The 20,882-nt window shown below is 33.0% G+C and carries 15 protein-coding genes and 1 pseudogene; 12 read left to right on the top strand and 4 right to left on the bottom strand.

The window, feature by feature from the left end:
* Nucleotides 1-646: 646 nt before the first annotated feature.
* The 6 genes from JVU85_RS06430 to rihC all read left to right on the top strand — a co-directional run bounded on the left by JVU85_RS06430 (nucleotide 647) and on the right by rihC (nucleotide 6,295).
* Nucleotides 647-964: an immunoglobulin-like domain-containing protein gene (locus tag JVU85_RS06430; RefSeq protein ID WP_002510109.1), complete on the top strand. Its 318-nt coding sequence runs from the start codon at nucleotides 647-649 to the stop codon at nucleotides 962-964.
* A 263-nt stretch (nucleotides 965-1,227) separates the two neighbouring features.
* A complete protein-coding gene (qoxA, locus tag JVU85_RS06425; RefSeq protein ID WP_142019728.1) occupies nucleotides 1,228-2,349 on the top strand; it encodes a cytochrome aa3 quinol oxidase subunit II in 1,122 nt (373 codons plus the stop codon).
* The gene (gene qoxB / locus JVU85_RS06420; protein ID WP_204172176.1) at nucleotides 2,349-4,337 is read left to right on the top strand and encodes a cytochrome aa3 quinol oxidase subunit I; all 1,989 of its coding nucleotides are present in this window, start codon (nucleotides 2,349-2,351) and stop codon (nucleotides 4,335-4,337) included. The genes qoxA and qoxB overlap by 1 nt, the downstream gene beginning before the upstream one ends.
* Nucleotides 4,327-4,932 (top strand): cytochrome aa3 quinol oxidase subunit III, encoded by a 606-nt coding sequence (gene qoxC / locus JVU85_RS06415; RefSeq protein ID WP_002510112.1) that lies wholly within the window; start codon nucleotides 4,327-4,329, stop codon nucleotides 4,930-4,932. Before qoxB ends, qoxC begins: the two co-directional genes overlap by 11 nt.
* Nucleotides 4,929-5,219 carry a cytochrome aa3 quinol oxidase subunit IV gene (gene qoxD, locus JVU85_RS06410; RefSeq protein ID WP_021459248.1) on the top strand — a complete coding sequence of 97 codons (291 nt, stop codon included), beginning with the start codon at nucleotides 4,929-4,931 and terminating at the stop codon, nucleotides 5,217-5,219. The genes qoxC and qoxD overlap by 4 nt, the downstream gene beginning before the upstream one ends.
* 167 nt (nucleotides 5,220-5,386) lie before the next feature.
* Nucleotides 5,387-6,295 (top strand): ribonucleoside hydrolase RihC, encoded by a 909-nt coding sequence (gene rihC / locus JVU85_RS06405; protein WP_002510114.1) that lies wholly within the window; start codon nucleotides 5,387-5,389, stop codon nucleotides 6,293-6,295.
* 75 nt (nucleotides 6,296-6,370) lie between these two features.
* Here the strand turns inward: rihC and JVU85_RS06400 are convergent, their stop codons facing one another.
* Nucleotides 6,371-7,504 (bottom strand): serine hydrolase domain-containing protein, encoded by a 1,134-nt coding sequence (locus JVU85_RS06400; RefSeq protein WP_100218112.1) that lies wholly within the window; start codon nucleotides 7,502-7,504, stop codon nucleotides 6,371-6,373.
* Between the two features lie 73 nt (nucleotides 7,505-7,577).
* Entirely contained in the window at nucleotides 7,578-9,230 is a 1,653-nt protein-coding gene (locus JVU85_RS06395) for a phospho-sugar mutase (RefSeq protein WP_002510116.1), read from the bottom strand.
* Nucleotides 9,231-9,611: 381 nt separating this feature from the next.
* Here JVU85_RS06395 and JVU85_RS06390 point away from each other — a divergent pair, with 381 nt between their 5' ends.
* The 4 genes from JVU85_RS06390 (at nucleotide 9,612) to JVU85_RS06375 (ending at nucleotide 16,177) form a co-directional block, all read left to right on the top strand.
* On the top strand, nucleotides 9,612-10,925 hold the full coding sequence (locus tag JVU85_RS06390; protein ID WP_002510117.1) for an LCP family protein: 1,314 nt from the start codon (nucleotides 9,612-9,614) through the stop codon (nucleotides 10,923-10,925).
* A gap of 17 nt (nucleotides 10,926-10,942) precedes the next feature.
* Nucleotides 10,943-11,413 carry a DUF2538 family protein gene (locus tag JVU85_RS06385; RefSeq protein WP_021459251.1) on the top strand — a complete coding sequence of 157 codons (471 nt, stop codon included), beginning with the start codon at nucleotides 10,943-10,945 and terminating at the stop codon, nucleotides 11,411-11,413.
* Nucleotides 11,414-11,481: 68 nt separating this feature from the next.
* Nucleotides 11,482-11,904: a GNAT family N-acetyltransferase gene (locus JVU85_RS06380; RefSeq protein WP_021459252.1), complete on the top strand. Its 423-nt coding sequence runs from the start codon at nucleotides 11,482-11,484 to the stop codon at nucleotides 11,902-11,904.
* A 211-nt stretch (nucleotides 11,905-12,115) separates the two neighbouring features.
* Complete coding sequence (locus JVU85_RS06375; RefSeq protein WP_021459253.1) at nucleotides 12,116-16,177, top strand: glucosaminidase domain-containing protein; 4,062 nt, start codon at nucleotides 12,116-12,118, stop codon at nucleotides 16,175-16,177.
* A 661-nt stretch (nucleotides 16,178-16,838) separates the two neighbouring features.
* On the opposite strand, the gene JVU85_RS06370 is transcribed toward JVU85_RS06375, so the two are convergent.
* Nucleotides 16,839-17,276 (bottom strand): MarR family transcriptional regulator, encoded by a 438-nt coding sequence (locus JVU85_RS06370; RefSeq protein WP_002510121.1) that lies wholly within the window; start codon nucleotides 17,274-17,276, stop codon nucleotides 16,839-16,841.
* 174 nt (nucleotides 17,277-17,450) lie between these two features.
* Here JVU85_RS06370 and JVU85_RS06365 point away from each other — a divergent pair, with 174 nt between their 5' ends.
* Nucleotides 17,451-18,455: an acyltransferase family protein gene (locus JVU85_RS06365; RefSeq protein ID WP_002510122.1), complete on the top strand. Its 1,005-nt coding sequence runs from the start codon at nucleotides 17,451-17,453 to the stop codon at nucleotides 18,453-18,455.
* 117 nt (nucleotides 18,456-18,572) lie between these two features.
* Nucleotides 18,573-19,739 carry an aminotransferase class I/II-fold pyridoxal phosphate-dependent enzyme gene (locus JVU85_RS06360; protein WP_021459254.1) on the top strand — a complete coding sequence of 389 codons (1,167 nt, stop codon included), beginning with the start codon at nucleotides 18,573-18,575 and terminating at the stop codon, nucleotides 19,737-19,739.
* Nucleotides 19,740-19,808: 69 nt separating this feature from the next.
* Here JVU85_RS06360 and JVU85_RS06355 read toward each other — a convergent pair.
* Nucleotides 19,809-20,835: pseudogene (locus tag JVU85_RS06355) on the bottom strand (IS3 family transposase).
* Nucleotides 20,836-20,882 lie beyond the last annotated feature (47 nt).

Here is a 20,882-nt window from a genome sequence, read left to right as displayed (position 1 = left end):
GTTTCTATTGAATAAGACATTGTTTTCATAGAAAAAACACCTCCGTATGATTCATTTTAAATGAATTCAACGAAAGTGTTTTTATTTTATTCCCACTAATTGGGGTCAGTTCATAGTTCTCCTAAGGCTTGTTTATTTTTATCTATGGGGTATTTTTCACATTATATTATTGGCAGTGAATAGTGCCAACCCTTCGGTAATTGCACTCGCCGAAGACTACAAGCTGAGGCAGTGCCCGCGGAAAGCGTGCACAAAAAACTGCCAACAAAGTCGATAGTTTGTTGACACTCTGAAACAAAATTAATGTCCTCTTAGTTTTTTCAATACGTTTAACAGAAACAACTACTTAAATTCTGCTTTTTACTATTATATTGCACAAATGATATTTAATATAACCCCCGCCCTTCACATTTTAATTATTTTTACTATTGATATGTATATTAACTTCAAAAATCACTTAATTGCACATGTCACAGCTAATAAAATACCATTGTTATGTTTTCATATTTACTAAATTTTAACGTTAACTTACAGTTAAATTTAAAATTTTTCGCTATATTAGGACTATAGTACGATGTTCAAAACGAGTAACTGCGTTATATTATGTTTAACTTGCAACAACTTATTTTCATACGGAGGTAGCGTTATGAATAAATTATTACAATCTTTATCAGCTATAGGAGTGTCAGCCACACTAGTGACACCTAATTTAAGTGCAGAAGCAACTGAAAATACTATTCCTGAAATCAAAGGTGCAACGGACACAATTGTCGAAAAAGGTAACGACTACAATGTGTTAAAAGGTATTCGTGCTTATGATAAAGAAGATGGTGATCTTACAGACAAAATTACTGTAAACGGACATGTAGATACAAATAAATCAGGAAAGTACAAAATTGAATATCAAGTAGAAGATTCTAATGGAGCAGTAGATAAATCAACACGTTACATTGAAGTAAAATAATATACATAACTATGTTTAACCACCCCTAATTGATAACAGTTATCACTATTGACCACTATATTTTTTAAATATGTCTAATTATGACACTTTTCACAAAATGTACACATAATTTTAATAAATCTTTCAACCCCCACCAGACGTTGTTTCTGTTGGGGTTGTTTTAATTTTACAATTTTTTTTTTGCTACAAACACTTGTAAATATCGCGTAATATCTTAAAATTGATGTTAAGCCCTACAATTGTAGTATTAGGAGGTCAAAAAAGTGTCAAAATTTAAGTCTTTGCTTCTACTCTTTGGCTCACTAATTTTACTTAGTGGTTGTTCAAACGTAGAAGTTTTAAACCCAAAAGGGCCAATGGCAAGTGATTCGAAGTTCTTGATTATCTATTCAATCATCTTCATGCTTGTTATTATGGCGGTAGTACTCATCATGTTCGCTTATTTCTTATTTAAATACCGCTTAAGAAATAATGATGAGTCAGGAAAAATGCATCACAATTCATTAATAGAGTTTATTTGGTTCGTTATTCCAGTCATCATTGTTATTGCATTAGCAATTCCAACGGTCAAATCGCTTTATCAATATGAAGCAAAACCAGAGAAAAAGGATGACCCAATAGTTATTTATGCAACTAGTGCCGGTTACAAATGGTTCTTCAGTTATCCTGAAGAAAAAATCGAAACAGTTAATCATTTAACTATTCCGAAAGATCGTCCTGTTGTCTTCAAACTTCAATCAATGGATATGATGACAAGTTTCTGGATTCCACAACTTGGTGGTCAGAAATATGCAATGACTGGCATGACAATGGATTGGACAATGACTGCAAGTGAAACAGGTACGTTCCGTGGACGTAACTCAAACTTCAATGGTGAAGGTTTCGCACGTCAAGTATTTGATGTTCATTCTGTAAGCCAATCAGACTTCAAGGATTGGGTTAAAGATGCTCAAAGTAAAAAAGTATTAGATCAAGATACTTTTGATAAGCAACTTTTACCTACTACTGAAAACAAAGAACTTACTTTCAGTGGTACTCATATGGCATTTGTCGATCCAGCAGCTGATCCTGAGTATATCTTCTATGCTTACGATCGCTATAATTACGTTCAAAAAGATCCAAACTTCAATACTGAAGAAGAACGTAAGAAAGATATTTTAGATGAACCGGATCAACCAAAACGTAAACCACAAATCTCAAATGCAAACTATGAGCGTCATGGAATGAAAGCCATGATCTTAGGCAACGACGAACCATATAATAATGAGTTCAAGGAAGAAGAATCTCATAATATGGATGAAATGGAAAAACTCAACGAAGGAAGTAAAGATAATAAAGCTTCTGAGCTAGAGAAAAATGATCAGGAACATGGAGGTGGACATTAATGAATTTTCCATGGGATCAATTACTGGTACAAGGTAACTGGATGATAACAATGGCACAAATCGGTGCCCCATTCATGGTTATCGGTGTAATTGCAGTAATCACATATTTTAAATTGTGGAAATATCTATATAGAGAATGGTTCACATCTATCGACCATAAAAAGATTGGTGCGATGTACTTAATCTGTGCCGTATTAATGTTTATTCGTGGTGGTATCGATGCGTTATTAATGCGTACTCAATTAGCAATTCCAGATAACAAATTCTTGGAATCAAACCACTATAACGAAATCTTTAGTACACACGGCGTAATCATGATTATTTTCATGGCAATGCCTTTCATTTTTGGATTATGGAATGTGATTGTACCGTTACAAATCGGTGCACGTGATGTTGCATTCCCTATTCTTAACAACGTAAGTTTTTGGCTATTCTTCTCAGGTATGTTGTTATTCAACCTTTCATTTATCGTAGGTGGATCACCTGCAGCAGGTTGGACAAACTACGCACCGTTAGCTGGAGAATTTAGTCCAGGTCCAGGCGTCAATTATTACTTAATTGCAATTCAAATTTCAGGTATTGGTACATTAATGACAGGTATTAACTTCTTCGTTACTATCCTGAGATGTAAAACACCTACAATGAAATTTATGGAAATGCCTATGTTCACTGTGACTACATTTATCACAGCTCTTATTGTAATTTTGGCATTCCCTGTACTAACAGTTGCGTTAGCGCTATTCACAACTGATAGAATCTTTGACACGGCATTCTTCACAGTTGCGGATGGTGGTATGCCAATGCTTTGGGCAAACTTCTTCTGGGTATGGGGGCACCCTGAGGTATATATTGTTATTTTGCCAGCATTCGGTATTTATTCAGAAATTATACCTACTTTTGCACGTAAACGATTATTTGGACATCAAAGTATGGTTTGGGCAACAGCAGGTATTGCATTCTTAAGTTTCTTAGTTTGGGTTCACCATTTCTTCACAATGGGTAATGGTGCCTTAATCAACTCATTCTTCTCAATCACAACGATGTTGATTGGTATACCGACCGGGGTTAAATTATTTAACTGGTTGTTCACATTGTATCAAGGTCGAATTACATTTGAATCACCGATGTTATTCGCCCTAGCGTTTATTCCTAACTTCTTATTAGGAGGAGTTACTGGTGTCATGTTAGCGATGGCCGCTGCTGACTACCAATATCACAATACGTATTTCTTAGTGGCACACTTCCACTATACGTTAGTTGCTGGTGTTGTGTTCGCCTGTCTCGGTGCACTGATATTCTGGTATCCTAAGATGGTTGGTTATAAATTGAACGAAACATTAAATAAATGGTGTTTCTGGTTCTTTATGATTGGCTTTAACGTATGTTTCTTACCACAATTCGTACTTGGTTTAGATGGTATGCCACGTCGTTTATACACTTATATGCCAGAAGATGGTTGGTGGATGTTAAACTTAATCTCAACTATCGGTGCAGTACTTATGGCAATTGGTTTCGCTTTCTTAGTAGTAAGTATTGTTTACAGTCACTTCACTTCTCCAAGAGAAGCAACTGGTGATAACTGGAATGGTTTAGGTCGTACTTTAGAATGGGCTACAGCTTCTGCTATGCCTCCTAAATATAACTTTGCAATCACTCCAGATTGGAATGACTACGACACATTTGTAAACATGAAAGAACATGGTCGCCATTATTTAGACAACCATAATTACTCAGAAATCCATATGCCAAACAATACACCTGTTGGTTTCTGGATGGGTATCTTCTTTACAATTGGTGGATTCTTCTTAGTCTTTGAAACAATATTACCAGCGATTTTATGTTTAATCGGTATCTTCGGTACTATGATTTATAGAAGTTTCCAAATCGATCACGGTTATCATATTCCTGTTTCTGAAGTAGAAGAAACAGAAGCTAGACTACGTGAAGCACGTAAAAAAGAAAGGGAGGCTGTAAGTCATGAGTCATGATGTAAATACAATTGATGCACGTTCGCATGAAGGTAATTTAAATAAACTTGGCTTTTGGATTTTCCTTACAGCTGAATTTTCACTTTTTGGTACGTTATTTGCAGCGTTATTAACATTGCAATATGGTGGCGACTACGCTGGTAAAATGACTACTGAATTGTTTGAATTACCATTAGTATTAATAATGACTTTTGCGTTATTAATCAGCTCATATACTTGTGGTATTGCCATTTACTATATGAGAAAAGAGAAACAAAAATTAATGATGATTTGGATGATTATCACTGTATTGCTAGGTGCAATCTTCGTAGGTTTTGAAATTTATGAGTTCGCACACTATGCACATGAAGGTGTTAATCCTACAATCGGTTCTTATTGGTCAAGTTTCTTTATTTTATTAGGTACGCACGGTGCCCACGTTTCACTAGGTATCGTCTGGATTATTTGTTTATTAATTCAAATAGGTATGCGTGGCTTAAATGAAGATAATGCACCTAAATTATTTATAGTTAGTTTATACTGGCACTTCTTAGATGTTGTATGGATCTTCATCTTTACTGCCGTATATATGATAGGGATGGTGTTTAGTGGATGAATACAATAGTTAAGCATACAGTAGGCTTTATCGCCTCAATCGTTTTGACCATATTAGCAGTTTTCGTGACACTTTACACATCAATGACTTTAAATGCAAAGATTACAATTATATTTGGCTTTGCTTTTATTCAAGCAGCAGTGCAGTTACTAATGTTCATGCATTTAACTGAAGGTAAAGACGGTAATCTTCAAGGTTTCAAAGTAATCTTCGCGATTATTATCACTTTAATTACTGTTATTGGTACTTACTGGGTAATGCAAGGTGGACATTCAAGTCACTTATAAGTGTCAAAAAAGACTTCTCTTCGGAGAAGTCTTTTTTTTATTTAATTATTACTTGTCTCCCCTATGATTATGAGCAATTGCCATTATTGTAATGGCTTGTATTAGTAATTTTACGTTAGTCCCTATTATAATGGTAATAGGTTTAAATTTGGAACGGAGGTTTAATTATGAAGCACCCTATTATTATAGATACTGACCCTGGCATTGATGATGCAGCAGCTATCAGTATTGCCCTAAATCATCCTGATTTGGATGTTAAAATGTTGACCACTGTAAATGGGAATGTAGGCATTGAAAAAACAACAGCAAATGCATTGAAACTTACACAATTTTTTAATAGTAATGTTCCCGTACATCGAGGTGCATCACATCCTTTACTGTCTGACATATTCAGTGCCAGTAGTGTCCACGGCGAATCTGGAATGGATGGTTACGAGTTCCAAGAAGTAGACGCATCAACATTGTCTTCTCATAATGCAGTTGCAGCAATGTATGACCTACTTATCAATAGTAAAGAACCCATCACACTCATTCCGATTGGACCATTAACCAACATTGCTTTGTTATTAACTACATATCCCGAAGTGAAAACACAGATTAAAGAAATTATTTTAATGGGAGGCAGTGCCGGCCGTGGCAATGTCACACCATTAGCAGAATTTAATATTTATTGCGACCCTGAAGCTGCTCATATTGTGTTTAATTCAGGATTACCTTTGACGATGGTCGGTTTAGATGTAGCACGTAGTTCGACTTTAATACATGCCAAATTAGAGAAACTGAAAAGTTTAAATGATACAGGACGTATGTTGCATCAATTATTTTCACATTATCGTGGAGATGATTTTGAATATGGTATTAACATTTATGATGCATATACCATTTTATATTTATTACATCCTGAACTTTTTCAAATTGTAGAAGCTCGCGTAGATATCGAAACAACTGGGGAATTAACTAGAGGGGCTACTGTTACAGATTTAAAATCTGCATATCCTAATTGCACTGTCGTTATGGGGATTGAAACAGACATTTTCGAAAAAATCTTCTTTGACGCTTTAACATATTGTAAGTAAAACTCACACAATCTCATAATGGTATCTGCTCATTCAGATAATATTTTAAGGCTGGAATAACATTATTCCAGCCTTTTAGTATGTCTTTCCTGTTTTATTATAATTGTGATTTTCCTGTTTTAAGTAATGCTTAAAAATATGTTTTAACATTGACTCATTAGTCAAATGGGGTTGTTCATAATTTGTACCCATGACAATGATATAGCGATCGTTAAAATATACTGTAAACACTTGGCCATAAAAACCGCCATTGATGCGATTTTTATCAGGGAAACTATAATAACCAAATCTATATGCTTTAGGATATCGAGAAGTCATACTTTCTTTAATAAATGGTAATGTTTCAACAGCAGAAAATATTTTATTGTGTTGTAAATTTAAAATGAGCTGCGCCATATCATATGGAGCCATAAATAAATTACCTGCACCATAATATTGGTTTAGAAAGCGCGGTTGTTGTTTCACTGGTTTTTGATTAACTTGTTTATATCCGATTGCCATATTGTGTGCTAAATTATGATCATTGTAAAAAGCTGTAAATTTTAAATCATTTGGTTGCATTATCATTTGTTTAAATGCTTGTTCGTATGATTGGTGAGTAATCACCTCAATCAAATGTGCTAATACAATATAATTACCATCATTGTATTGTGGCTTTTTATAGAGTTTAGGATTAATACCTCTACGTTGTATTGCCTGTGTAGCTTCTTGAATTGACGTAACATGTTCAGAGGGCTGATATTTAAACAAACCACTTTGATGTAACATTAAATCATTGCTGTTTAATGGATAAATGGTTTGAAACCATGGTATATATTGTGTCAGCGAAGCCTCCATATTAATTTGCTTTGCAATAGCTAACTGTTTTAACATTAGCCCTGTTAAAAATTTTTGACTTGACCCGATTAAATACATCGTATTAGCGTCATTAGGTTGTAATGTATCAAAATTTTTCATACCATAACCTTTATTTAATTTTAACTCTCCCTCTTGCATAATCGTAATGGTGCCATTGAAGTTTACTGATTCTAAATAGTCATTAATTTGTGTATACACTTTATTAGTTGTATCCATTGTCGTGTTCATACGCACTACTTTATTTGTTTTTCTAGTGGTGTTATGGCTGTTGGTCGGTATTGTTTTCTTTGTAGCTTCATTGAAAAGGTACTTATATAGATAAGTACCTCCCAAAGTTAATACTACCAACATCACAAAAGTTGTTAATCCAATAAGTAGTTTATGTTGTTTTATTTTCTTTTACCTTCCTTGTAACTTTGTACTATCAATCTACATATTTAGCTATAAATTGATCCTCAATTGCTGTAATGTTGTCGACATTTAAAGAGAAATAAAGTTTAATTTTAGGTTCTGTACCTGACGGTCTCAGCGCAATAAAACCTTCATCAAAAATAAATCTTAGTAAATTTGTTTTAGGTAAAGACAGGCTTTGTACCGACTGTTCCGTTATATTTGTTACTATACCTTGTTGATAATCTTCAACACGTTTAACTGTTAATCCGCACATCTCAGTTGGTAAAGTTGTATCTGTTCTAAATTGATCCATAATAGCATTGATTTTGTTAACCCCTGCTGCACCCTCATAACTTAATGCCACTGTCTTATCTTTGAATTTTCCAATATTTTGATAAATATCATTAATTACATTGTTAAATGTAAGTCCATTTTGTGCTAATAAATTTTTATATTTAATAATTAATGGCACAATTTGAATAGCATCTTTATCACGAGAAATAGATTCAGCTAAATAACCATGACTCTCTTCAAAGGCTAGCAATAATTTTTCTTCTTCCGCATCTTTTTCTTCCAATAATTCTGAAATGTATTTAAAACCAGTTAACACATTATTAATTTCGACATCGAGTAACTGTCCTAGTCTTTCAGCTAATTCACTCGTGACAATTGATTTAACTATATATAATGGTTGATTTAAATCAGCGAGATCTTGAAATCTTAATTTCATTAACATTAAACCTATCTCATTACCATTAAAATAACGGTATGAACCATCTTCATAAACTTCAACAATGCCCAGTCGGTCAGCGTCAGGATCAGTAGCAATAACTAAATTTGCATTGCTTTCTTGTGCTAAGCTAATTCCCCTTTCGAAAGCCTCAACTTCTTCGGGATTGGCACTTTTTACAGTCGGAAATCCGCCATCTGGTTGCGATTGTTCTTTTTCAATAACGTAATTTGTATAGTCTAATCCAGTCAAAATATTTTCTAAAATAGGTAAACTTGTACCATGTAAACTTGTTAATACTACTTTTTCATTATTATATTCTATTTTATCTATCAACTTTGTGACAGCTTCAATATAACTTTCAGTTACTGTATCATCTAAATACTGTATCTTTTGATTTGCTTTAAGTTCTGAAAAATCTGGTTTAGTTAGCTCTAGCGGCTTATCAATAGCATCTATATAACTACTCAATGTTGTCGATTCCTCAGGTAATAATTGTCCTCCGGCATCATTATAAACCTTAATGCCATTATAATTTTTAGGATTATGACTAGCTGTTATCATAACACCGGCAGTAGCATTTAAATGTCTAACTGCAAATGATAATTCAGGTGTAGACTTATAACTCGCTGCCAATATGACTTGTACACCATTAGCTGCTAAAATACCTGCCATTTCTTCAGAAAATTCTTTTGACAAATATCGAGTATCAAAATGAATAACCACTGATGGTGTTGCATGTTGTGCAGTCAAGAATTGTGCTAGCCCTAGTGCTACTTTACGTACAGTAAAAGCATTCAATTTTCCTGGACCTATACCAAATGTACTCCTGATGCCTGCAGTTCCAAATGATAGTGTACTATTAAAACCATATTCAACTTCCTCTTCCGATTGCGTTTCATAAAATGGTTTTACTAAACTTTCATCTAACTTCTCAATCCATTGTTGTTTCATTAGTATAATTCCTCCTGCGCCGCGTTTATATTTTAACTTCCTTTGAATATATATCTACTTTCCACACTACTGAAAACATTAAACAGTATAGCTAAAAATTCCTACCAAAGTTTTAGCGAATGAGTAATGACGTTACACATATTAATTATAGCTGAAATTCATGAAAAAAGTATAGTCAATGGTGCTCAAGTAATGATCATATTTCACTATGCAATGCGCACACTTTAATGAAACATAGTTGATATTTTTCTCTCAAAGTAATAAAATATTACCTTATAGTACATTTTAATATTTACATTTTTTTAATACAATTTACAATCACAACATTTTTTATTAACATCTATATTTGTACAAATTATAAAATAAAGTGGGAGAAAAATAATGAATAAACTTTTTAAATACCTTTTGATTCTACTTTCATTAGGACTTGTCGTTATTCCAGTTATTTATACTATTATGTTATTTAAAGCCTCTCAAGGCGCAATTGACGATTCATTTAATGGAAGTGACTCGAACCGTAAATCCAATTTACGAGATACCAAAATTAACCCTTCAAAAGATCCAGTATCGATTTTATTTTTAGGTATCGATGAGAATGAACAACGTAAAAAAAATGGCCAAAGCGCATCCAAATCTCGTACGGATGCCATGATTTTTTCAACTTTAAATCCAGATACTCAACAACTAAGAATGTTAAGTATCCCACGTGATACAATTAGTTATATTCCAAAAGTAGGATATTACGATAAAATTACACATGCTCATGCTTTTGGTGGTCCGATTGCCTCTATGGACGCTGTTGAAGGCACTTTAAATGTGCCTGTAGACTATTACGTACGTATTAATATGGAGGCTTTTGTTGATGCAGTCAATGAACTTGATGGTATTTACTATGACGTACCATATAATTTAAATGAACCAAATACTGACGATACAGGTAAAATTAAAGTTAAAAAAGGTTATCAAAAATTAAATGGTGATGAAGCATTAGCTGTTGCACGTACACGTCACAATGACTCCGATTTAAAACGTGGTCAAAGACAAATGGAATTAATAAAACTACTTATTGCCAAAGCCCAAAAGAAAAATTCTTTCAGCAAACTTGATGACGTTATTAAAATCGTCGGCAACAATTCAAAACATAATTTAAGCTCGAAGGAAGTTAAATCTTTAGCTACAACATACTTAAAAAGTGATTTAGACATCAAAACAACACAACTTAAAGGTGAAGATGATTACTTAAACAATATCTATTACTATAATCCAGATATAAAAAGCATTATGAAGACATCGAATTTGTTGAGAAAAGATTTAAATTTACCTAAAATTAATGACGCAGACAAGTTTTTAAATCAACGAGTGACTGATTTTTATGGTACACTCATACCACAAACTGAAATAGATCAAAGCTTGTTAAGGAAGAATCAAAAAGATTCATCTCAAAGTGAGGATGAATCAAACAATGAGTCAAATTCAAATCAACAACAAAATGATACACAAAACACAGATCCAAATACGCAGCAAAACGATGCGCAAAACCCAAATCCAAATATGCAGCAAAACGGTGCGCAAAATATGGAGCCAAATATGCAACAAAATGGGAATAACCAATCAAATCAAATGCAAAATAATGATCAAATGGCACCTTCCGCTGATACGAACCAATCAAACCAAATGCCTACTGGTCAGTATTAAAGAAAGGAGCACATAATATGTCACGCAAAACATATGATAAACTGGCCCACATCAATGGGATGTTTAATATGTTAGAACAACAGATTATTCATAGTAAAGATATGGCATTGTTTAGAAATGAATTCTTTTATGTTAATCATGCGCATAGAGAAAATTATGAAGCTTTACGCCTCTATTATAAAGAGAGTGATGCAAATCCTGTTGTCGATGGTGCTTGTTACATTGTTGCTTTACCTGAAATATTTGATAAAGTGGATGTATTCGAATCTGAATTACCTTTCACTTGGGTCTATGACCAAAACGGTATAACTGAAACAATGAAACAAATCAGTGTCCCTATTCAATATCTAATAGCAGCAGCTTTAGAAGTTACAGACGTTAATCTGTTTAAACCTTCTGGTTTTACTATGGGCATGAATAATTGGAACATTGCACAAATGCGTATATTTTGGCAATATAGTGCTATAGTACGTAAAGAAGCACAATAAATGTATGATTACTACCCTATCTTAGTTTAGCTTTGATAGGGTTTTATTTATAAGAAATGAGGGATACTATGTTCAAAATAGTAACAACAGAAGCAGAAAAACAAGATGCTTTTGATATTAGAAAGGAAGTTTTTGTAAAAGAACAAGGCGTACCAGTCGAAAATGAATTAGATGATTATGACGCAATTGCAACACATATTATTGGCTATAATGACAATCAACAGCCTTTTGCTACTGCACGCTTCAGACAATATGAACAAGGTGTAAAAATCGAAAGAGTAGCCATTCATCCTGCATTTAGAAAATCTGGTTATGGAAAAAAATTAATGCAATTCGTCGAAAAATCAGCCGCACAACAAGGTTACACAAAACTTATTTTAAATGCGCAACTACACGCGAAGTTATTTTACTCATCTTTGGGGTATAACAGTGTCGGAGACATTTTTTATGAGGAAGAAATAAAACATGTCAAAATGGTCAAATCAATATAATAGCGCAATACTAATTATTATTACTATTCTATGCAACCATTGTAATATTTATTATATGTAATTAACATAAATCTATTGTAATTACGCGGTTTCATAGAAGTTTACAATATTATTGCACATTACTATTATATTACAAATTAATGAAAAATGACCCTCTAAGACTTTTGACGTATTATAATGAAAACAAATTTATACATAAAGGAGTAGTTTCATGCAAAAGAAAAAGTTTAATTATAAAGCACCTTCTATTATTGCTCTGACACTTGCAGGAACAGCTTTAACTACACATCACGCTCAAGCTTCTGAGAAAACACAGGATCAAACTACAAATAAAAATGTTTTAGATGACAATAGCACAGTTAAACAAGTTGAGCAGACAAAGTCAGAAGTAAGTAACCCTACGACAAACGTTTCGGGAACACAAGCTTATAAAGACCCATCTGTTGTAGAAGAAACTCAAAATGAAGCAACTTCCACTTACGATGCCAAATTAGACGAGTTAACAAATGAAGATTCGGCACAAAATAATGAAGCAACTACAGAGCAACAAGTTGACAACACAGATACAGCGAATACTGATAAGGATGTTTCATCAGCGAACAGTGCACAATCAACTGATACTCAATATGACTATCAAGCTAGTGCTCAAGATCAAAACAGTTCAGCTGAAGCTAGTCAACAAGATGATGCTGCTTCAAATACTGACTCTGACGCTAAGTATGATGTTAATGCTCAAGCTGACGACCAAGCTAAAGATAATATGACTGAGAAAGCACTACAAGACACTGCTACTTCTGATAACAGTGACGCACAAGCTAGTGCTCAAGATCAAAACAGTTCAGCTGAAGCTAGTCAACAAGATGCTGCTGCTTCAAATGCTGACTCTGACGCTAAGTATGATGTTAATGCTCAAGCTGACGACCAAGCTAAAGATAATATGACTGAGAAAGCACTACAAGATGATGCTACTTCTGATGACAATGACGCACAAGTTAGTGCTCAAGATCAAAACAGTTCAGCTGAAGCTAGTCAACAAGATGATATTACATCAACTACTGGCTCTGACGTTAAGTATGATGTTAATACTCAAGCCGACGAGCAAGCTAAAGATAATACGACTGATAAAGCACAACAAGATAAAGCCGATAATGACGCAACAGCTCAAAATGAAACGACTAATGTTAGTGACGTACAAGCACAAAATTCAGATGAAACATCAGTAACAGATGGTCAATCCTCTGAAGACTTACCACAAGATGATCAAACACCAGTAGTAACTGCTACTCAAAATCGCAGTGTCCAAGATGATACTGATAAAACTACAGCTACTAATGAATCGGTAAACAATGATGTTGAAAGTAATACATTAACTACAGAAACTGCAAACGACGATGTTGAAAACAATACATTGACTACGGAAGCTACAAACGAACAACAGGTAGAACCTAGAACAATGCGTTTAGAATCAGCACCAAAAATGCGTAGTTTTGCTGCAACTTCTACATCAGATGATAATAATACTACTGTGAAACGTGAGGCTGGTGACTTACCTAAATACCAACCTACTGTAGATTCAAGCGTAAATGATTATATTAGAGAACAAAATTTCACTGCACCAAATTATGAATCAGATATAGCTGATTATTTACCACAATATGATTATCGTAATGGTGCTCCTGAAGGTATCGTCTTACATGATACAGCAAATGATAATTCAACTATTGAAGGCGAAATTAATTATATGAAAAATAATTATAATAACGCCTTTGTTCATGCTTATGTCGATGGTGACCGCATTATCGAAACTGCAAATACAGACTACTTATCTTGGGGCGGTGGTCCAGTAGCCAATGAAAGATATATCCAAGTAGAATTAGTTCACACGCATACACCAGAAGATTTCGCACGTTCAATGAACAATTACGCTGATTACGCAGCAACAAATCTACGTTATTACGGCTTATCACCTGACAGTGCTGAATATGATGGTCAAGGTACTGTATGGACACATAAAGCAGTTAGTAACTATTTAGGTGGAACAGATCATACCGATCCACATGATTACTTAGCTCGCAATAATTATAGCTATGATGAACTTTACGACTTAATCAATGAAAAGTATCTCATTCAAACTGGTCAAGTAGCTGATTGGGGAGAAAGTGGTTCAAGCGATTCAGGCGATACAAGTGAGGACGATGATAATACTAACGATACAGAAACACCTTCTACTAATGACGAATTAACAGTAAATGAATTAACAGATAAGCAAGGTACTGTGAAAGAAAATAACAATGGTGTATACACTTCTGTATATGACGAAAAAGGTGTTCAAAAATCATACGTCAATGGCACAACTTATGATTTAACGAAAGAAGCTAAATTAGGTGATAAATCATTCTATTTAATCGCTGATCAAAAATCAAAAGATAGTATCGGTTGGATGCAGACTGGTGACATCACAGTCAAACAAGATGAAAATACTACAACTGACAAGTTAACAGTAAGTGAATTAGAAAATACACGTGGTACTGTGAAGGAAAATAACAATGGTGTGTACACTTCTGTATATGACAAACAAGGTGTTCAAAAATCATATGTTAATGGCACAACATACGACCTAACTAAAAAAGCAGATTATGGTGATAAATCATTCTATTTAATTACTGATCAAAAATCAAAAGATAATCTCGGTTGGATGCAAACTGGTGATATTGTAGTACAGCAAAGTGCAACTAAAGAAGCAACAACAGAAGCAACTAAAGAAACAACACCAAGAACAGCCAACACAAATACGCAAAATACTGCGACACAAACAGCAACTAAAAATGTTAAACAACTGGGTCAATTTACTACAGAAAAGCCTGAAATTAAAACATCTGTAAATGGTAATACAGCATTAAATAGTACAAAATATGCTAATAAAACATTTACAGTTGGTAAACAACGTACTCAAGGTGATAATACGTATGTCTTAATTCAAAATAATAAAGACAATACGCCTATTGGCTGGGTAAATTCAAAAGATATTAATACACGTAATTTAAGCCAATCTGCAGCAAAAAGTGGCAATTACACAGTTAAACCAACAAATAATGGTCTATATGCTGTTCCGTGGGGCTCAAAAGCTCAAAAATTAGATGATTTAAATAATTTACAACAAAATGATTTTAAAGCATCTAAATCGTTACATGTAGATAAAGACGAATATGTTTATGGTATTGTCAATAATAAAACTGGTTGGATAGCTGCTAACGACTTAAATGCAAAACACCACCCTACTGCTACTAATGAAGCAAGTAATAAAGATGATAATACTAATGCTTCAGATGATGCAGTTGAGAGTCGCTATGATTATGTTATTTACAACAAAGACGGTTATTACTATAACGATCCATACGGTAAAGCAAGTGGCTCATTAAGTGATTACAATGAAGGCATTTTTACAAGCTATAAAAAATTAGTAATTGATGGTGTTACTTGGTACTACGGTAAATTAGCTAATGGCGAAATGGTATGGATTAAGGAAACTGATTTACGTAAAGAGCTTATTAAGTATTACAGCACAGGCCAAACTTTAGATGAAGCTGCTTTAGCTCAATATAATCTTAAATTCAAACCTCAAGTACAACACACACCAGGTGAATGGGAAGATGCAAATCTAGGTGAAATCAAATATGCTATGGATTCTAGCCGTATTGCCAATGATGAGACACAAAAATATCAATTTTTACGTCTAGACAAATCACAAAATATTGATGCGAACCGTATAAATGAATTACTTGATGGTAAAGGCATCTTAGAAGGTCAAGGTGAAGCGTTTAGTGAAGCTGCTAAAATTTACAATATCAACGAAGTATATTTAGTATCACATGCGTTACTTGAAACTGGAAACGGAACTTCTGAGCTTGCAAATGGCGGTGACGTTGTTGATGATGAAGTTACAACTGATGGACCAAACAAATATTATAATATGTTTGGCATTGGTGCTGTAGATCATGACGCTGTCAAACAAGGATTTACACGTGCCAAAGAAGAAGGTTGGGATACAGTTAAGAAAGCCATTGTCGGTGGTGCTAAATTCATTGCTAACTCATATATCAACCAAGGTCAAAACACATTATATAAAATGCGTTGGAACCCAGAAAATCCAGGCGATCATCAATATGCCACTGATATTTCATGGGCAGAAAAAAATGCAACTCGTATTAAAAACTTCTATGACACTATGGGTGAAGTCGGCAAATATTTTGACGTAAACACTTACACAAAATAAAGTAAATACTAATAACGTAGACAAACTTTAGGTGATAGAGGCGCTGAACCCTTAGAATGAGAACTTAATAAAAACACTATGTTCTAGGCTGCTAATTCCCTATATTTTCTAGGGGATAAGTAGCCTAGTTTTTGTTGAATTCGATTATTATTATAGTTATTAGTTAATTTTATTAAATAACAGTGTTTTTGTGCCACTCAGGCTTTTTGCTACTGTTTCACTGCTTAATTGATATTGCGTTTTTACAGTATCTTTAAATCTTAAAGCAAAGTTAAATTATATTTATTTCTATTTCTTTAATTGTTTGTCTCATTAATTTGATGCCAAATAGGTTTTGAATAAATAATAATTTTAATAAAATAACTGAGACTATAAGTAATCTGCCATTATTAAGACAAAATTTGTTTTCGACAAGTTCATAAACAACACTAATAATTTTAGTTTAATATTGACACTATTTTGAGACAGCTACTGCGGGAAAAGCACGAGCCGAAGACTACAGGCTGAGGCAGTCCCACGGAAAGCGTGCACAAAAAACTGTCAACAAAGTGAAACAGATGGAAGTTAATTAACTTCCACCTGTTTTATTTATTAATTATGACCATGTTTGAATCTGAGATAACTGTTAAAAATAGTACAATGCTCATGCTTTTTGCAATTATTATAATCTAGGACCATTTTGTTTGTATTGTTCTAAACTAGATAGCTTTAACAATAACATTTGAAATAATAAAATATCTTCTTGTGATAAACTTTGGCATCTTGCTTCAATTAATGCTACCCTACTGTCGTTAATTTGCTGAATTAATAACTTTGATTTTTCTGTAATAATTAAATCTTTACAACGTAAATCTGTTTTATTTTGTATACTCATAATATAACCTAATTTGCATAATTTTTTGATCCACCTAGAAACAATTGATTGTTCTTTATTAAGTTTCATAGTTAAATCGTATTGCGACAGCTTTGAGTAATCAAATAAAATGGAAAGTAAATCAATATGATCTGGTGATAATTCTGTACGTTGACTCAAATGCCTACTTACTAAATTCAACTCGTTACTCGTATGTGTGATTAATTTTTCTAGTTGTCTATACATAGTTGACCATCTCCACTATATAATATTTATTCTATACTATTTTTAATAGTTTTAATTATAAAGATATTCTATCAAATGCTCAATAATAATCTACATTCATGACATAATTGTTGCATTTCGTATCCAATTTATAATAAATTATAAATAGCGAGCTTTTACTAAAGGAGAAGAATCATGACACAAATTAAAGAAAGAGACTTCTTTTTCGACAATGCACGTGCATTGTTAATTTTTTTAGTTGTATTTGGCCATTTATTACAACCTTATACTGAATCAGATACTTTTTTAACGTCTCTCTATCTAACTATTTATAGCTTTCATATGCCTTGTTTTTTATTCATATCAGGCTATTTTGCTAAAAAAGCTGGTCAACCAGGATATTTAGAAAAGGTTTCTAAAAAGTTACTTGTTCCTTATTTTATATTTTTTGCATTCTTCTCTTTATATTATTATTTTACAGGTAAAGAAGATAATGTCACACTCGATCCTTTTGATCCAGTATTTGCATTATGGTTTTTATTAACACTTTTCTTTTTCCATATCATTTTAGTGTTAGTTAAAAATTATAAACCATATTTTGTTTTACCTATTGCAATTATAATTGCATTATTTGCTGGTTTTTCAGATGATATTGGTAATTATTTAAGTTTTTCCAGAACTATTATTTTCTTCCCAATATTCTATCTAGGCTATTTATTTAAAAAAGAACATACACAAGTATTAAGAAACAAAAAGTTCATCCCACTATCAATTTTAGTGTTGATTGTCTTTTACATAGGCTATACCCTTCATCCTATTAATTCCGATTGGTTGTTAGGCAGTTCGCCTTATACTTCTTTAGAAGATGAAGAAGGTTTGTACAGTCCACTTAAAAGGTTGTTTTTATATTTCACGATATTAATAACAATGTTTTCTTTTTTAAATTTGGTACCAGAAAAGAAAAGGATTTTTACCTATATTGGAACTAGGACATTGCAAGTGTATTTATTACATGGATTGTTTATTGGGATTATTAGAGGTTTCAAAATTTACCCATTTAAAGATCCTACGTCCTTCTTAACCTATATTTATTTAATTGTTGTAACATGTATTATTGTCTATCTATTGTCTTCATACAAAGTTGCAAAATGGACAAATCCAGTAATTAATTTAGAGAAGCCTTCTAATTTTAAAGGTTAATATTTTACCGAATTGTAGTCTTAGAAAATATGTTATGATAGAAATAATTTGAAATATTCAAATTATACATAACTATTATCAAATTACAATTCGGTATTTTATTTTGAGGTGAAAAAAATGAAACTTTCATTAAACGATCGCGCACAGTATTTAAGAGCACCTAGTATTAGACAGTTTTCTAATCGGATGAAAGATATAGAGGACTGTGTCAATTTAACTATAGGTCAACCTGATTTTAATATGCCACAAGTCGTAAAAGATGCGTATATTAACGCGATCAATGAAGATATGACAAGCTATTCTCATAACAAAGGTTTAATAGAGACACGACGTGCTGTAAGCCAATATTTTTATCATAAATATAATTTCCAATACTCTGAAGAAGAAATTATTATTACAAATGGTGCGAGTGAAGCGTTAGATACATCATTAAGAAGTATTATAAACATTGGGGATGAAATATTAATTCCTGGACCCATTTATGCTGGCTATATACCTTTAATTGAAACGTTAGGTGGCAAACCCGTTTATATAGACACAACTCACAGCAACTACAAAATTACACCTGAAGCGATTGAACAACATATCACAGCTAAAACGAAGGCAATATTACTTAACTACCCTACCAATCCTACTGGCGTCACTTTAACTTTTAACGAAGTCGAAGCGTTAGTAACGACTTTACAGCAACATGAGTTATTTATTATCAGTGATGAAATTTATGCGGAAAATACGTTTAATGGTACGCATACATCATTTGCACAATTTGACAGCATTCGTGATCAACTGTTATTAATTGGTGGTCTAAGTAAATCACATTCTGCTACTGGCATTCGGATTGGCTTTTTAATTGGTCCTGAATATTTAATTGAAAAACTGACGTTCATGCATGCCTATAATTGCATTTGTGCAAATGTACCTGCACAAGTCGCTTGTATAGCTGCTTTAAACGAAGGTTTAGAGGCGCCTCAATATATGAACGAAGCTTATATTGAACGTAAAAATTATTTAGTTCAAAAATTAGAATCACTTGGTTTTGAATTAGATGCTCAACCCGAAGGAGCATTTTATATTTTTCCTAGTATTCGCAAGTTTACAGACAATGACTTTGAATTTTGCGTCCAATTATTAGAAGAAGCTCATTTAGCCATTGTACCTGGATCATCATTTACTGATTATGGTAAAGGACATGTTCGAATATCTTATGCATATGACTTAGAAGTTTTAAAAGAAGGCATGCGTCGATTAGAACACTTTATCGCTGAACATTATAGTGCTGTATAATAAAAAACAACCCTACGCTTAAGCAGGCGCTGAACCCTTAGAATGAGAACTTAATAAAAACACTATGTTCTAGGCTGCTAATTCCCTATATTTTCTAGGGGATAAGTAGCCTAGTTTTTGTTGAATTCGATTATTATTATAGTTTTTAATGTAATTTTCGACAATATCTATTACAATTTGGTTAGAGCTATTGAGCTCATTGTTTATGTAGAAAGTTTCACATTTTAGCGAGGAATGGAAACTTTCTATCGGGGCGTTATCAGCTGGTGTTCCCTTTCGAGACATACTTCTGATAATGCCTNNCCCTGTTTGTTATCTATTTTATACGCCACAATTTCTCCGTTATAAACATCCATAATTGAAGATAAATACAACATAGAGTTACCGAAAGGTAAATAAGTAATATCAGTTGTTAATACTTCCATTGGTTGGTTAGCTTTAAACTGTCTTTGTAATAAATTATCTGTTTTATAATAAGGTTCACCAATTTTTTTAGATTTTTTAGGTCTAACTCGGCAGTTCAGATTATACTCTCGCATGATTCTCTGAACTCTTTTATGATTAATTGACGCTGAATACAATTGATTAATCAATGCTGTAATTTTGCGATAACCGTAGGTGAAATTATTTTCTTCACATAATTCAATAACCTTTTGAGTCACTTTATCTTTTTCCTTGTCCTTATGTTTCCATCTATAGTATGTCGATTGAGGTATTTCTAAAACATCGAGTATCATTTTGATTGAATACTTATGCTTGAATTGATCAACTAATTCTACAATTACTTTGGATACCACTTCCTTTCTAACTCCTTGTACTTTTTTAAAATATCTATTTCAATATCTTTTTTCTTATTATCTAACTTTAATTGTTCTACTTCTGATAATTCTTTCACGCCTTTGCCGTAAGTATATTGCTTGCCTCTTTGTTGATAAAATCTATAAGTTTCACCATTTCGATACCATCGCCACCAAGTTTTTACCTGTGTGCTATTTTTGATATTTAATGCTTCCATAATTTCTTTTACAGTATATCCAGCTTCTTTCATTTCAATCGTTTTATATTTTGTTTCTATTGAATAAGACATTATTTTCATAGAAAAAACACCTCCGTATGATTCATTTTAAATGAATTCAACGAAAG

It is taken from the genome of Staphylococcus sp. GDY8P72P, assembly GCF_016890655.1.
Lineage (GTDB): Bacteria > Bacillota > Bacilli > Staphylococcales > Staphylococcaceae > Staphylococcus > Staphylococcus arlettae.
The sequence above is the reverse complement of the archived record's forward strand: the minus strand, read 5'-3'. Positions and strand labels throughout refer to the sequence as shown.